The organism is Rathayibacter sp. AY1B6, from assembly GCF_002932755.1.
Classification (GTDB): domain Bacteria; phylum Actinomycetota; class Actinomycetes; order Actinomycetales; family Microbacteriaceae; genus Rathayibacter.
Genome location: NZ_PSWL01000004.1, coordinates 1 through 14,150, shown reverse-complemented (window position 1 = coordinate 14,150; position 14,150 = coordinate 1). Strand labels below are relative to the sequence as shown.

Sequence of the window (14,150 nt, the reverse complement as noted above, 5' to 3'; positions counted from 1 at the left end):
CGGCACTCGCAATCCGGCCAGCGGATTCGGCGGCCCGTTGTCAAGGCTGGTAGTCATGCCGGACGGCGCCCCACACTGAGGGCATCGGCGCGCGGGGACACCGCACGCGGGACCGCGGAGGAGGCGCTCATCGACGACGACCCCCTCCTGAACGCGTCCGACGCGACCCTCGCCGCGCGCGCCGTCGACGGCGACGTGCAGGCGTTCGAGCAGCTCGCCCGCCGCCACGGCGCCCTCATGCGCGTCTACGCCGCGAAGCTCCTCGGCTCCGAGGCGGAGTCCGAGGACGTGGTGCAGGAGGCGTTCCTCACCGGTTGGCGGCGCCTGGCCGATCTCGACAGCCCGGCGCACATCCGCAACTGGCTGATGCGCATCGTCACCCACAAGGCGATCGACCGGATCCGCGTCCGCCGCCGCCACGACGACATCGACGACTGGGATCCGCCCGCGCCGCCCGAGCACTCCCCCGAGCGCATCGTCGAGGCGCGACTCCAGCTGGACGCGGTCTGGGAAGCGCTGGACCGATTGCCTGCTGATCAGCGACGCTGTTGGCTACTCCGCGAGACCGCCGGCTACAGCTACCAGGAGATCGCCGACGCTCTCGAACTCCCCGTCTCGACGGTCCGCGGCCTCCTCGCCCGGGCCCGTCGATTCCTGCTCCACGAATTGGAGGCATGGCGATGACCGACGACGCCGCCGTGCCCGAGGACGACCTCGACGGCCACACGCTCGAGGAGCTGGGCGAGTACCTCGACCGAGGCCGCGAGCCGCGCGACCCCTCGATCGAGAACTCCGCCGCGTGCCGGCTCGCTCTCGCGAACCTCACCCGCCTCACCGAGCTCTCGGCGCGGGCGCTGCGTCAGGAGGCCGACCGCGAGCCCGACCGCGACGAGGTCTGGATCGCCGGCCTGCTCGACGCGATCCGCTCCGAGGTGCGCTCCGGCCGCGACATCCCCGTCCGCCACCCCGACCCGACCCTCCGCCTGGCGCTCACCGAGGCGGCCGTGCGCGGGATGATCCGCCGCGCCGGCGACACGATGGGCGGCGTCATCATGGGCCGCTGCACTCTCGACGGCGACGTCTCGGCTCCCGGCGCCGTGGTGCGGATCGACGTGACCTGCGCTCTCGAGTTCGGCCTGCCGGTCGCCGTGGCCGCCGACCGCCTGCGCGAGCGCATCCGCTACGCCCTGGAGCGCCACACCGAGCTGATCGTCGGCGCGATCGACGTGACCGTCGACGACGTGTACCCCCACCGGGAGGAGCGGGAATGACCGACGACACCGAGCTCTCGCAGCGGCTGACCGCCGAGATCCGCGACATCGAGGGCGTCGCAGGGGTCTACCCGGCGCAGCCGGTGGTCGAGGCCGCGGCCGACGCGCTCGCCGTGAAGCTGGCGCTGCGGCAGCCCGACGTGCTGGTCGACATCGACCGGTCGGAGGGGTTCACCACGGTGAGCGCGCACATCGCCGCGTCCGCCGCACTGCCGGCCCCCGAGACGCTCCGCCTGGTGGGCGAGCGGATGCACGCGCTGCTCGCCGCCGACCCGTCGGTCTCGGGGCCCCTCGCCGTGAACGTGAAGGTGCGCCTCATCGAGGACTCGGGGCGCGCCGAGCACTGAGCGGGCCCGCGCCGTCCCCCTCCCGCGAGATGCCACTTCGGTACGCCTCGTGCGGCGTGTCGCGTACTGAAGTGGCATCTCGCGGCGGAGGTCAGCGCGCCGGACGGGCCCGGTGGTGAGCTTTCGTGCCGGGGATCACCCCGCCTCGAGGGTGGAGGAAGAGCGAGTCCTCCTCACTAGCGTCGAAGTGCACGCAGCTGTGCACCCCGTCGACGCAGAGGACTCGCCATGCCTTCACGACTCCTCCACCGGCCGCGTCTCGCCCTCGCCCTCGCGGCCCTGTGCTTCGGAGTGCTCGCGGCGACGCCCCCGCAGGCGGTCGCCGCCCTCGCGCCGGCGTCCGCGACTCCGGTCGCCTCGTCCGCCGACCAGGCCGTCACGGCTGCGCCTGCCGACGCCCCGGGCTGGACCACGCTCCTGCGCGACGACTTCACCGGGCCGGCGGGCGCGCCGGTCGGGAGCCAGTGGGAGCACGAGGTCGGCACCTGGGGCACCGGAGCGATCGACCGGACGACCGCGTCTACGGCGAACGTCTTCCTCACGGGCGGCGGCGCTCTGGGCATCCGCGCTCTCCGCGACTCCGCCGGGGCCTGGACGTCCGGGCGGATCGTCACCGCCGACAAGTCGTTCTCGGCGCCGGCGGGCGGACGACTGCTGATGACCGCCTCGATCCAGCTGCCGGACGTCGCGCAGGCCACCGGCTACTGGCCCGCCTTCTGGGCTCTCGGGCGGGACGCGGACGCCGTCATCGACTGGCCCGCGACCGGCGAGTTGGACATGCTCGAGGCCGTCAACGGCACCGCCCAGGTGATCCAGACGCTGCACTGCGGAGTGCCGGACGGCGGCCCCTGCGACGAGCCCGCCGGCCGGACGAGCGGGCTGCTGGACTGCGCGTCCTGCGTGACGGGGTTCCACCGCTACTCCGCGCTGCTCGACCGGACCGTGCCCGGCGACGAGCGCGTGGAGTTCCTCATCGACGGCGTCACCCGGCACGTGGTGCGGGAGTCGGAGGTGGGCGCGGCCGCGTGGCAGGCCGCGGTGCCGAACGACGTGCTGCTGATCCTGAACCTCGCCATCGGGGGCGGGCTGCCCAACGGTGTCTGCGGATGCGACAGCGCGGCCGCTCCGAAGAGCTCCGGCGGGACGATGCTCGTCGACCACGTCGCGGTCTACCGGTCCGACGCGGCGCCGGCTCCGGTCGTCGTCGGGACCGCCGCGGTGGGCGCGACGCTGTCCTCCTCCGCCGCTCGGACGGAACCGCTCGTGCACCGCTGGGCGGCGGGAGGCGTCGACATCGCGGGAGTGACGGGTCCGGATCTCGTGGTCCCCTCCTCCGCGGTCGGCAAGCGGGTGACCGTGACGGTGAGCGCCGCCGACGGCTCCGGCCCGGCGACCTCGCAGCCGACCGCACCGGTCGCCGCCGGCACCCTCGGCGCCGCGACTCCGACCGTCATGGGCACGGCCCGGGTCGGGGCGGTGCTCACGGCCGATCCGGGTCCGTGGACGCCGGCTCCGGTCCACCTCACCTACCGGTGGAAGGCGGACGGCGCGGCGATCGCGGGAGCGACGTCGCCGCGGTTCACGCTCACGAAGGCTCAGGCGGGGAAGCGGATCACGCTGACCGTCACCGGGACGAAGACCGGGTACACCACCGCGAGCCGGACCTCCGCCGCGACGGCGGTCGTGGGACGGTGACGGGCGCGGGCTGTCCCCCGCCCGCCACCGTGTCTCAGACCTCGCGCTTGCGGCGAGGAGCGATGCGCAGGACGGCGGTCCCCGCAGCGATGAGGGCGAAGGCCGCGAGGGCCAGCCAGACCGAGTCGAACCCGGTCATGGCGAGCGTTCCGGCACCGACTCCGGCTCCGGCGGCTGTTCCGATGTGGTTGTACATGTCTCTCTCTCTGTCTCACCAGTCGCGCTGACGGCGTGTCAGCGCATCCAGGTAGGCCTTGGTGTGGACGACCTGCAGGAACAGGTCGACGACGAGCTCGTACATCGATGCGGCGGCGAGCATGTACCGCCAGCCGCGGTCGCGGACCGTGACGATCCGCTCGACGACGAAGATCGCTGTGACGGCCAGCCAGAAGGGCTGGAAGCTCAGCTCGCCCCAGCCGACGGCGTAGACGATCGTGGCGAGGTAGACGTACGTGATGATGCAGCCGAGCATGGTGAGCAGCTGGCGCCCCCAGTAGGGAGCCGTGACCCGCGTGAAGCCGTACTGCACGCAGTTCTCGACCGCCCCGCGCTTCCAGCGCAGGCGCTGACGCCACAGGTCGCCCCAGGTCGGCATGACCTCGGTCACGAGGGTGCAGCCGGCGGGGCTCAGCACGTCGTAGCCGAGGTGGCGGATCGCGAATGTGAGCTCGTTGTCCTCGGTGAGGACGGTGGTGTCGTAGATGCCGCCGATGCCGTCTCCGGAGGGGAGGGAGCCGGCCAGGCGGGCCGCGCTGATGCGGCGCATGACGGCGACCTGCAGCACGGCCGCGGTCCCGGTGACGACGAGGCACTTCCCGTTCAGCCTGCGCACGTCGCGGGCGTAGCGCGCGTACTCGTTGCGCTGGAGGTGGCCGACGAAGCCGCCGCCCTCACCGCCGCGGAACACTCCTCCGACCGCCCCGATGCCGCCGTGCAGCTTGCCGCGCGCGATCTCGAGGAACCCGGGGTCGAGCGCGGAGTCGGCGTCCTGCACGAGCACCAGGTCGTCGTCCCGCAGCCCCGGAAGGACCTCGGCGAGGAACTGGTTGAGGCCGCCCGCCTTCTTGTGGCTGTTCCCGACGGTCACGAACACCTCGGCCCCGTGCGCGAGGGCGATCTCGACCGTGGCGTCGGTGCAGTTGTCGGCGATGACGACGATCCGGTCCGGCGGCCAGGTCTGCCGGCGCAGGCCCTCGATCGCCGCGGCGATCCCGGCCTCCTCGTTGTGGGCGGGGAGGGCGGCGACCAGGTCGCCGATGCGCGACGAGGCGCGGCGGCCGCTGCGGGGCCTGGTGCGGGCGATCGGGGTGGTCGCCGGAGGCAGCCGGTCGGTGTCGAGGGCGGGGAGCGCAGTGCGCTCGAGGACCGCAGCCGGGGCCGGCGGACGCTCCAGGAGCGCGGTCGGTGCGGCCGGACGCTCCAGCAGCGCGATCGCGGCGGCCGGACGCTCGAGGACAGCGGCCGGCACGACCGGGCGCTCGACCACCGCAGCGGGGACGGCCGGGCGCTCCAGGAGCGCGGCCGGTGCGGCCGGACGCTCCAGCACCGTGGTCGGCGCAGCCGGCACCGACATCGCTCCAGCAGGCAGCGCGGACGCGAGGCGGCGCGGAGCGGAGACCCGTTCGCGCCCGGGGCGGGCGGCACGGCGTCCGGGGAGGGGGCGCGCTGCCGCCTCGTCGTGCGCCTCCCAGGTCGCCCGGCGACGGGGAGCCGTCGACTCGTCCGCGCCGTGGCCGGGCTGTGTGCGCATGACTGTTCCTCTCCGCGGCCGGGGCCGATGTGCGCTGATGAGCGCCCGCGCGGAACGGAGGTCGTCGCCGGGGTGGGCGCGACCCGAGTGAGGAACGGCGTCCGACGGGGGGATCGGAGCAGGGCCTGACAGAGGACAGCATCGGGGGGTGCTGCGATCAATGTAGGGGCACGGAGATGATGGAAGCAAGTGAAATTTGTCCCCCTAAAGGGGCCACGCAAGGCCCTTGCGGCATATCCACCGTCGTCGTACCCGGTCAGGTGGCTCGTCGAGCCTCCTCGCCATACGGTCCACGCCCTTCCCGCGCCGCCTCACGGCGGACCGTTCGGGGGTCGGCGGCGCTCTTGTGCGCCGGGCCGCCGGGGTCCACCATCGAGCGACGGCCCCCACCCGGGGCGGCCGCAGCCGACGGGTCGGGGGCGCCATGCGGTCGCGAGGTCTGCTCTTCTGCCTGATCCCGCCGATCCTCTGGGGCGGCATGCTCCCGGTCGCGGACAGCATCGCGGCGACGGTCGACTCCTTCTTCATGACCCTCATCCGCTACACGGCCGCCGCCGTGGTCCTGGCCGCGCTGCTCGCCCGGGCGGAGGGGCTCCGCGCCTTCCGGCTCGACGGCCGCGGGTGGCGTCTGGCGCTGCTCGGCGCCTCCGGATTCGCCGGCTTCGGCCTGCTCGCCTTCACGGCTCTGCGGTTCACCTCGGCCCCGAACGTCAGTCTGATGATGGGGATGATGCCCGCCATCGGGGCGGTGCTCGCGAGCATCGGCGCCCGGCGCCTCCCGCCGTCGGCCACCGTCGGCTGCATCCTGCTCGCGCTCGTAGGAGTCGCGCTCGTCGTCACCCGCGGCGACGTCGCCCTCCTCCTCGACGGCGAGCTGGGGTTCGGCGAGCTGCTCGCCCTGCTCGGCGCGATCTGCTGGGTCGTCTACACGCGCGGAGCCGCGGCCTTCCCCGGCTGGTCGGCGCTGCGGTACTCGACGCTCACCACCGCGCTCGGCTGCCCCTCGATCGCCGTCGCGGTCGCCGTCGCGACGGCCACCGGCTCCGCGCACCCGCCGACCGGCACCGAGGTGCTCGCGGCCTGGCCGCAGCTGGCCTACCTGATCCTCCTGGCCGGCGTCGTCGCCGTGCTGCTGTGGAACACGGGCATCAAGCTGCTCGGCGCCCTCAACGGCACGCTCTTCCAGAACCTCGTCCCGGTGACGACCTTCGCGATCAGCATGGCGGGCGGCTACCGGCCGGGTCCCGTCGCCCTCCTCGGCGCGGCGATCGTCGTGACGGCGCTGCTGCTCAACAACTGGGCGACGCGGCGCGCGGCCGCGGTCGCCGCACATCCCGTCCCGGTCGCGGCTCCGGTGCCCTGAGCCCCCGACCGGTCGCCGCGTAGCGCTGGGCGCAGACGACCACGGCGAGCGCCGTCTCGAGCAGGTCGCCTCCGTAGAACAGCAGGAGCGCGGCCTGCCGACCGGTCTCGTCCGGCGCCTCCGCGGAGAGCACGGTCGCGAGCAGCGCGTGCGCGGCGATGCCCGCTCCGAGCACGCCCAGGCGCAGGCCGAACGGGGCGCGGTGCGGGTCCGGGTCGACTCCGGCGAGCGCCGCCGTCAGCAGGCAGCCGCTGAGCAGGAAGTGCACGCCGAGCGCGAGGTGCAGCAGCGGATCGGCGTGCGCGGCGGCGAGCAGTCCGGTCGAGAGCAGGAGCGCCGTCACCGGGTGGGCGAGGAGACGGGCCGGGCGGCTCCGGAGCAGCCGCGAGAGCCGTCGGGCCGCGGCGACGTCGAGCGCACGCAGGGCCAGGGTGACCGGGGCCGAGAGCACCAGGAGGAGCGGCGCGAGCATCCCGAGGACCAGGTGCGTCAGCATCGCCCCGCGCGGATCCGCGTGCGACCACTCCGCGAGCGGACCCGTGAAGCAGAGCGCCGCGGTCGCGAGCCCGCCGAGGAGCAGGGCGGTGCGGCGGAGCGGCCACGGCCGTCCGCGCCGCCGCTCGAGTGCCGCGGCGCCCCCTCCGAGCGCCGCCGCGGCGGCCAGCGGGACCAGGAGCAGCAGACCCGCGTCGAGCAGGGCGTGGTCGGCGTGCGGAGTCACGCCGTCGCGCGCCGTCGCCGCGGCAGGAGGAGGAGCCCCGCCGCGAGGAGCACCGCTTCGGAGGCGATCCAGGCGGAGTCGTAGAGCAGCAGGTCGACGTCGTAGCGCACCTGGTGCACGCGGAGCAGCTTGTGGTCGACGACTCCGTCCCACAGCTGGAACAGCCCCGCCCCCGTGAGCCCGCGGCCCACGCCGTGCGCGGACGCAGGGCGGATCGGCGCCGCGCATCGGCGAGCAGGAAGCCGCCGCCGACGAGCGCGAGGATCTCGGCCGCGTGCAGCAGCCCGTCCGAGAGGAGCCCGATCGCCGGAGTGGAGCGGTCGTAGAAATGGTGCCAGGCGAGGATCTGGTGGAAGACGATCTCGTCGACGGCCGCCATGAGCCCGACTCCGATCAGGACGGCGCCCTGGAAGGCCCGGTCGCCGCGGAGTCGCCGGCCGCTCCGCCGCATCCGGTCCCCTCCCGATCGAGTGCCGGGGCCTCGGGATCCCGAGACCCCCGCGCCTCCTCCCGAGGCCCCGCCATCAGGGAAGCGGACGCGCGGATCGCGGCCTAGAGGGTTGACTCCTCCGGGCGTCGCCGTGCGGGCACCTTCGCTACGGGCCGGGCACACCGGGCGCAACCCCGTGCGAGGGACCGCACCCGTTCGGGAGAGTGGAGGCATGCAGCAGCTGACCTACGCCTCCAAGAGCTTTGTGACCACCGACGCCGTGACCGAGGCCCTCCTCGACCTGGTGACCGCGATCGACCGCCAGGAGCACTCCGAAGCGGTCACGGTCCCGGCCTTCACCGAGGACGGCGAGCTCATCGAGGCGAAGATGACGCTCGATGCGAGCAGCGAGCTGGTCGCCGTGCCCGTCGAGGTCTCCATCAAGGACGAGGAGTCGACCACCGGCGCCGTCGAGGCCGCCGTCGAGGACATCCGCTCCCGCATCAAGAGCAACCGCGCCACGATCGCGCGCCCCGTGATCGACGAGGACCCGGAGCCCTACAACTACGAGGAGTTCTGAGCCGCCGCCTGCGCGCCTCCGCGCCTCCGCGCTGAGTCGCCCGGATCTGCACGCGACTTGCCGCAGCGGCCAGCCGATCCGGGCACCTCGGCGACGGTCCTCCCGACGCGCCTCTTGACCGGCGGCGCCGCAGGGAGTCGGATGAGGGCGTGCGCGCGCTGGTCCCCGTCTCCGATCCGTGGTCCGTCGACGGCAGCGGGCGGACGAACGACGGGCCGGTCGACGACCTCGCGGTCCGCGCCGAGCGGCACGGAGGCTCGTACTCGGTCCGGACGCTGCGGCTGACCGGTGTCCGCCTCGGGCCGCGCGGCTCGGTGCACGGAGTGGTCACCGACCCGGTCGCGACGGCCGCGCTCGCGATCGGCTCGCTCCTCCTCTCGGCGATCCCCGCGGGCCTGCCCGGGGACCGGACGCGAGCGGCGATGGTGGCGGCGGAGGCGCGGGCTCAGGAGCTGGCCGCCGACCGGCCCGCGTGGGAGGTGAGCGCCCTCCCCCTCGACGGCGTCGACTACGCGCTCTTCACCCGCACCCTGCCCGAGGGCGCGGTCGCCCACGCCGACCTCGGCTGGGCCGTCATCGCGCTGTGGAGCACCGGCCCGCTCCCCGTGGGCCCCTTCCACCTGCTCGAGGTCCCCGACGAGCCCGTCCCGCGCTGAGTCGCCCGGATCGGTTCGCGACACGCCGCAGCGGGGAGCCGATCCGGGCGACTCAGCGAGCGGATCAGCGCGATCAGCGCAGGGTCACGCGCCTGCGACCGTGGAGCCGCGCACCAGCAGCTCGGTCGGCAGCAGCGTCACGCGCTGGACCTCCTCGCCGGCCAGGAGGCGCACCAGCACGTCCGCCATCGCCTCGCCGAGGCCTGTGGAGGGCTGGCGGACCGTCGTGAGGCGCGGCTCGCTCGCCTCGGCGAAGTAGTCGCCGTCGAAGCCCGCGAGCGCGATGTCGCCCGGCACCGTGAGGCCGCGCTCGCGCAGCGCCGTCAGGGCGCCCGCCGCCATCTGGTCGTTGGAGGCGAAGACCGCGTCGATCGGCCGGCCGGAGTCGAGCAGGCGGCGCATCGCGGTCGCGCCGTCCTCGGGCGAGTAGTCGCCGTACTCGACGAGCGAGTCGTCGAGGCCCGCGGCGGTGACGGCCGAGCGCCAGCCGGCCAGGCGGTCGATCGCGGCCGGCATGTCCTGACGGCTCGCGATCATCGCGGGGGCCGTGCGGCCGAGGCCCAGGAGGTGCTCGGTGACCGTGCGCGCCGCTCCGGTGTTGTCGACGTCGACGAAGTAGCTGCCGCCGTCCTCCGTCAGCGGCCGCCCGCCGAAGACCACGGGGAGGGAGGCGCCGAGCTGCGCGTAGGAGTGGTCGCCGCTGTGGTGCGAGACGACGAGCGCGCCGTCGACGTTGCCGCCGAGCAGGTAGCGCCGCGTCTTCTCGGGCGCCGCCTCCGAAGCGATGACGATCGTGAGCGTGTACTCCGTGCCGACGAACGCCATCGCAGCGCCCTGCACGACCGAGGCGAGGAACGGATCCGCGAACACCTTCGCCGCCGACTCCGGCACCACCAGCGCGACGGTCTGCGTGCGACGGCTGGCGAGGGAGCGCGCGGCGCGGTTGGGCACGTAGCCGAGCTGCTCGATCGCGGCGAGCACGGCCGTCCGGGCGCCGTCCTTCACGCGCGGGGAGTCGTTGACCACCCGGCTGACCGTGGCGCGGGAGACTCCGGCCAGAGCGGCGACGGCTTCGAGGGTCGGGGCGGCCGAGACGGCGTCGTGGGTCATGCAGGCCTTCCTCGCGGGTGCCTCCGAGGCTAGCCGAGCGCCGGAGCAGCGGGCCCGTGGACCGCGTCCTCGGCGCGAAGGGGCGCGGATCGCGGCCATTCGGGGGTGATGCAGGGCGGAGCAGGAGCGCGCTGTCGGGGCGCTCGCCGTTCGCGCGGTGGGCGACCGGTCACGGGCCACCGACGCCGGGGAGCCCCGTGACGGTCAGCGCCCGCGACGGAAGCGCGCGAGGAGGCTCCGGAGCCGCTCGGCCTGCCGGTCGGTGAAGTCGTTCGACAGCCGGAACGCCTCGCTCGTCGGATCCGCCCCGTTCGCGACATCGCGGAAGGCGCGCAGCGCCTGCTCCGACGGCGTCGGCCCGTCCCCCGGACGCGGCTGCGCCGACCCGCTCGAGGGGTCCTCGTCGCGCCGGTCGTTCGGCTCCATGTCGCCTCCTCCGCGCCAGCCCAGGCGGCGGGAGGGCGGGCCAGGAGGTCTCGGGCGGAGTGTGATCGGCGGGACCTGCGCGGCAGCGGTCGGGGTGATCCGAGCACGACGACCGGCCGAGTCGGGAACCCGCCGGCCGCTCAGTCCACTGCCCGATCCCTCCTCGCAGCCCCCGACCCCCGGGCCCGGGGCACCACGACCCCGGGCCCGAGGCCCCCGTCCCGCGGTCCGATGTCCCCCGACCCGGTCCCGCGGGAGCCTTCGGGCGTCAGCCCTTCACCGCTCCGCTCATGATTCCCGCGATGAGCTGGCGCCCGGCGAGCAGGAACAGCACCAGCAGCGGGATCACCGAGAGCACGGCGCCGGCGAGCACGATCGAGTAGTCGACGTAGTAGCCCGACTGCAGCTGCGCGAGCGCCGTCTGCAGCGTCGGATTCGTGGGGCTGAGGACGATCAGGGGCCAGAGGAAGTCGGTCCACGCCATCATGAACGTGAAGAGCCCGAGGATCGCCATCGCCGGCCGCGCGGCCGGGACCGCGACGGTGAGGAACGTCCGGAACTGGTTGGCTCCGTCCACGCGCGCCGCCTCGATCAGCTCGTCCGGGATCACGTCGACCAGGTACTGCCGCATGAAGAAGACGCCGAACGCGGTGACCAGCGTCGGCACGATCACGGCGCCGAGCGAGCCCGTCCAGCCGAGCTGCCGCATCAGGATGAACAGCGGGATGATGCCCAGCTGCGTCGGGATCGCCATGGTCGCGACGACTCCGATCATCAGACCGTCGCGCCCGCGGAACCGCAGCTTCGCGAAGGCGTAGCCGGCGAGCGTCGAGAACGACACGACCGACAGCGTGATGATCCCCGAGACGAGGACGCTGTTCAGCAGCGCCGTCCAGAACGGGATCGCCGTCAGCACCTGCGAGGCGTTGGCGAGGAAGTTGCCGCCCGGGACGAGCGGGAGGGTCTCGCTGCGGGTCGCGTTGGAGCCGCTCGCCACGACGAACGACCACCACAGCGGGTAGGTCGAGCCGAGGATGAAGGCGCTCAGCAGCCCGTAGGTGAGGAAGCCGGGCCGGTCGACGCGGCCGGCGCGGGAGGCGCGGACGCGGCGCACCGGGAAGACGGCGGAGGTGGCGGGGGCGGTCATCGCTCGCTCTCGTTCTGGCCGAGGCCGGTGGTGGTGAGCAGGGGGTCCGCGGCGGCGATCTCGTCGGCGGTCGCCCGGCGGGTGGCGCGCCGCTTCGAGATCCGGTTCTCGACGGAGGCGATCCGCCGCGAGATCGCGAAGTTGAGCAGGCCGATCAGCACGATCAGGAGGAACAGCAGCCACGCGATCGCGGCCGCCTCGCCGAAGTTCTGGCGGAAGAACGCCATCTCCCAGAGGTAGAGGACGGTGGTCTGGAACTGCCGGTCCGAGCCGCCGATGCCGCCCGCGTTCGACACGTCGAACAGGCGCGGCTCCGCGAAGATCTGCAGGCCGCCGATGGTGGCGGTGATGATCACGAAGATCAGGGTCGGCCGGATGCTGGGGATCGTGATCGAGCGGAAGCGGCGGAAGGCGTTCGCTCCGTCGATCGCGGCCGACTCGTGCAGCTCGCGCGGCACCGCCTGCATGGCGGCGAGGAGGATGAGGGCGTTGTAGCCGGTCCAGCGCCAGTTGACCATCGTCGCGATCGCGACGTGGCTGGCGAGGCGGTCGTTCGTCCACTCGATCGGGCTGATGCCCACGAGGCCGATCAGATTGTTGATCAGGCCCTCCTGGTCGCTGAAGACGCTCGAGAAGATCAGCGCGACCGCGACCGGCGAGACGATGTACGGCAGCAGGACGCTCATCCGCCAGAAGGTGCTGGCGCGCAGCGCCTGGTCGAGGGCGGCCGCGAGCAGCAGCGCGACGGCGAGCTGCGGGATCGTGGAGAGCAGGAAGATGCTCAGCGTGTTGACGATCGAGTTCCAGAAGAAGCGGTCGCCGAGCACGGCCGCGAAGTTCGCGAACCCGACGAAGTCGCCCTGGCCCTGCAGCAGCTGCCAGTCGTAGAGCGACACGACGAGCGTGTAGACCAGCGGGAACGCGCCGGTGAGCGCGAAGAGCAGGAAGAACGGCGAGATGTAGAGGTAGGGCGAGGCCTTCACGTCGAAGCGGCTCGCGCGCTGGCGGAAGGTCAGCGGGAGTCGGGGCGCCGGGCGCCGCTTCCCCGCGGGGGGCGTCGCCGTGGCCGGCGGGGTGAGTGTGCTCGTCATGGCGCTCTCTTCGAGGTCGAGTCGGAGTCGGAGGGGATGCGGCGGGGCCGGCCGGGATGCGGGCGGCCCGGCCGCGCGGGACCGGGAGGTCCGGTGGCGGCCGGACCTCCCGGGGCGGGGAGGCGTCGATCCGGAGGGGTCATCCCCCGGGCGTCGGCCCGACCGGATCAGTCGACGAGCTCACCGAGGAGCTGGAGCGCCTCGTTCCAGCCCTCCTTGCCATCGATCTCGCCGCGGTCGACCTTCTGCAGGACCGGTCCGAAGACGTTCTCCTGGATCAGCGAGTCGTCCGGGCCCTTGTACTGGGCGACGACGCCCTCGGCGCGCTGCGCGAGGATCGCGCCGGTCGGGGAGTCGTTCATGCCGGGGTCGGGAGCGGCCGCCGAGGCGAGCTCCTTCTGCGCGTCGAGGGTGCTCGGGAACGGTCCGGCCGCCTCGAACGCCTTCAGCTGCTGCTCCGGCTCGCTGAGCCACGACGCCAGCGCGGCGGCCTCGGCGGGGTGCTTCGACTGGGTCGGGACCGAGAGGAACGAGCCGCCCCAGTTGGCGGGGCCGCCGGGGAAGACGTCGGCGAAGTCCCAGCCGGTGGCCTCGGCGTTCCCGCCGCCGGCCTCGACGTTGCTCTTCAGCGTGCCGAACATCCAGCCCGGGCAGACGAAGGTGGCGAAGGTCTGGTCGGTGAACGACGTGCCCTTGTTCCAGTCCCACGCCTTCTGCGCGGCCGAGAGGCCGGAGGCGGTGGCGTCGGTCAGCTGGCCCCAGCGCTCCTCGAGCTCCGGGTTGCCCTCGACGTTCAGCTCGCCGTCGGAGGTGTAGTACCCCTCGGGCAGCTGGTTGACCATGGCGTTCCAGACGAATCCGGAGTGGTCGAACCACGCCTTGCCGGTCGCGTCGTGGTACTTCTGGCCGGCGGCGAAGTAGTCGTCCCAGGTCGCGTCCGGTCCGCCGAGCATCTCGGCGACGGCGGCGCGGTCGGTGGGCAGACCTGCGGCCTCGAAGGCGGCCGTGTTGTAGCAGAGGCCCTCGGGTCCGATGTCGGTGCCGTAGCCGATGACGCGCCCCTCGGGGTCGGTCGCCTGCTCGTACTTCCAGTCGACCCAGTCGGCCTTGCGGTCCTCGATGCCGTGGTCGCGCAGGTCGACGAACTGGTCCGAGACCTCCATGACGGAGCCGAGCCAGCCCTCCTCGATGGCGACGACGTCGGCGAGCCCGGAGCCGGCGGCGAGCTTGGTGAACGCGTCGGTCCGCGCGTTGCCGCCGGTGTCGATGTTGTTCGGGACGATGGTGATGCCCGGGTGGGCGTCCTCGTACTCGCCGTAGAGCTCGTCGAAGCCCATGGCGTTGAACGTGGTGACGGTCAGTTCGATGTCCCCGCCCGCGGAGGCGTCGGATCCCGACGAGCATCCGGTGACGATCAGGGCGAGGGACGAGGCGCCGGCGATCGCCGCGGCGATCCTGGTGCGTCGTGAATAGGGCACGGTCACTCCTTCGTGATGGTGGTGAGGGCACTCCGGACAGCGCTCCCACGCGTGCTGTGCCGCGTGTGTGAGAGCGCTCTCACGA

At 73.4% G+C, this 14,150-nt stretch carries 15 protein-coding genes and 1 pseudogene; 7 read left to right on the top strand and 9 right to left on the bottom strand.

All coding sequences use genetic code 11. From position 1 onward, the window contains the following. Positions 1-195 precede the first annotated feature (195 nt). The 4 genes from C5D08_RS02765 to C5D08_RS02750 all read left to right on the top strand — a co-directional run bounded on the left by C5D08_RS02765 (position 196) and on the right by C5D08_RS02750 (position 3,313). Positions 196-684: an RNA polymerase sigma factor gene (locus C5D08_RS02765; protein WP_244248147.1), complete on the top strand. Its 489-nt coding sequence runs from the start codon at positions 196-198 to the stop codon at positions 682-684. Beyond that, positions 681-1,271, top strand: a complete 591-nt coding sequence (locus C5D08_RS02760) for an Asp23/Gls24 family envelope stress response protein (protein WP_146082619.1) — start codon at positions 681-683, stop codon at positions 1,269-1,271. Before C5D08_RS02765 ends, C5D08_RS02760 begins: the two co-directional genes overlap by 4 nt. Then, positions 1,268-1,618 carry a hypothetical protein gene (locus C5D08_RS02755; RefSeq protein WP_104275712.1) on the top strand — a complete coding sequence of 117 codons (351 nt, stop codon included), beginning with the start codon at positions 1,268-1,270 and terminating at the stop codon, positions 1,616-1,618. The genes C5D08_RS02760 and C5D08_RS02755 overlap by 4 nt, the downstream gene beginning before the upstream one ends. A 228-nt stretch (positions 1,619-1,846) precedes the next feature. Next, a complete protein-coding gene (locus tag C5D08_RS02750; protein WP_104275711.1) occupies positions 1,847-3,313 on the top strand; it encodes a family 16 glycosylhydrolase in 1,467 nt (488 codons plus the stop codon). A 34-nt stretch (positions 3,314-3,347) separates the two neighbouring features. Here the strand turns inward: C5D08_RS02750 and C5D08_RS16890 are convergent, their stop codons facing one another. Together C5D08_RS16890 and C5D08_RS02745 are read right to left on the bottom strand one after the other, a co-directional pair. Continuing rightward, positions 3,348-3,509 (bottom strand): hypothetical protein, encoded by a 162-nt coding sequence (locus C5D08_RS16890; protein ID WP_167305255.1) that lies wholly within the window; start codon positions 3,507-3,509, stop codon positions 3,348-3,350. 15 nt (positions 3,510-3,524) lie between these two features. Continuing rightward, a complete protein-coding gene (locus tag C5D08_RS02745) occupies positions 3,525-5,063 on the bottom strand; it encodes a glycosyltransferase family 2 protein (protein WP_258067244.1) in 1,539 nt (512 codons plus the stop codon). A 424-nt stretch (positions 5,064-5,487) separates the two neighbouring features. Between C5D08_RS02745 and C5D08_RS02740 the strand changes: the two genes are divergently transcribed. After that, positions 5,488-6,426 (top strand): DMT family transporter, encoded by a 939-nt coding sequence (locus C5D08_RS02740; RefSeq protein ID WP_104275709.1) that lies wholly within the window; start codon positions 5,488-5,490, stop codon positions 6,424-6,426. Here C5D08_RS02740 and C5D08_RS02735 read toward each other — a convergent pair. Both C5D08_RS02735 and C5D08_RS02730 read right to left on the bottom strand, forming a co-directional pair. Then, positions 6,353-7,147, bottom strand: coding sequence for a cytochrome c oxidase assembly protein (locus C5D08_RS02735; RefSeq protein ID WP_104275708.1), 795 nt, complete (start codon positions 7,145-7,147; stop codon positions 6,353-6,355). The genes C5D08_RS02740 and C5D08_RS02735 overlap by 74 nt on opposite strands. Next, a pseudogene (locus C5D08_RS02730) lies at positions 7,144-7,526 on the bottom strand (DUF2243 domain-containing protein). The gene C5D08_RS02735 and the pseudogene C5D08_RS02730 overlap by 4 nt, the downstream one beginning before the upstream one ends. A gap of 283 nt (positions 7,527-7,809) precedes the next feature. Here C5D08_RS02730 and C5D08_RS02725 point away from each other — a divergent pair. Then, positions 7,810-8,157: a hypothetical protein gene (locus tag C5D08_RS02725; RefSeq protein ID WP_104223965.1), complete on the top strand. Its 348-nt coding sequence runs from the start codon at positions 7,810-7,812 to the stop codon at positions 8,155-8,157. A gap of 149 nt (positions 8,158-8,306) precedes the next feature. After that, positions 8,307-8,813: a hypothetical protein gene (locus C5D08_RS16885; protein ID WP_181110177.1), complete on the top strand. Its 507-nt coding sequence runs from the start codon at positions 8,307-8,309 to the stop codon at positions 8,811-8,813. Between the two features lie 84 nt (positions 8,814-8,897). Here the strand turns inward: C5D08_RS16885 and C5D08_RS02715 are convergent, their stop codons facing one another. The 5 genes from C5D08_RS02715 to C5D08_RS02695 form a co-directional block, all read right to left on the bottom strand. Continuing rightward, positions 8,898-9,923, bottom strand: a complete 1,026-nt coding sequence (locus tag C5D08_RS02715; RefSeq protein WP_104275707.1) for a LacI family DNA-binding transcriptional regulator — start codon at positions 9,921-9,923, stop codon at positions 8,898-8,900. A gap of 204 nt (positions 9,924-10,127) precedes the next feature. Beyond that, complete coding sequence (locus tag C5D08_RS02710; RefSeq protein WP_104275706.1) at positions 10,128-10,349, bottom strand: hypothetical protein; 222 nt, start codon at positions 10,347-10,349, stop codon at positions 10,128-10,130. A 268-nt stretch (positions 10,350-10,617) separates the two neighbouring features. Next, positions 10,618-11,496: a carbohydrate ABC transporter permease gene (locus C5D08_RS02705; RefSeq protein WP_104275705.1), complete on the bottom strand. Its 879-nt coding sequence runs from the start codon at positions 11,494-11,496 to the stop codon at positions 10,618-10,620. Continuing rightward, positions 11,493-12,587 carry a carbohydrate ABC transporter permease gene (locus C5D08_RS02700; protein ID WP_104275704.1) on the bottom strand — a complete coding sequence of 365 codons (1,095 nt, stop codon included), beginning with the start codon at positions 12,585-12,587 and terminating at the stop codon, positions 11,493-11,495. Before C5D08_RS02700 ends, C5D08_RS02705 begins: the two co-directional genes overlap by 4 nt. 167 nt (positions 12,588-12,754) lie before the next feature. Next, positions 12,755-14,065 carry an ABC transporter substrate-binding protein gene (locus C5D08_RS02695; RefSeq protein WP_104275834.1) on the bottom strand — a complete coding sequence of 437 codons (1,311 nt, stop codon included), beginning with the start codon at positions 14,063-14,065 and terminating at the stop codon, positions 12,755-12,757. Positions 14,066-14,150: the final 85 nt, after the last annotated feature.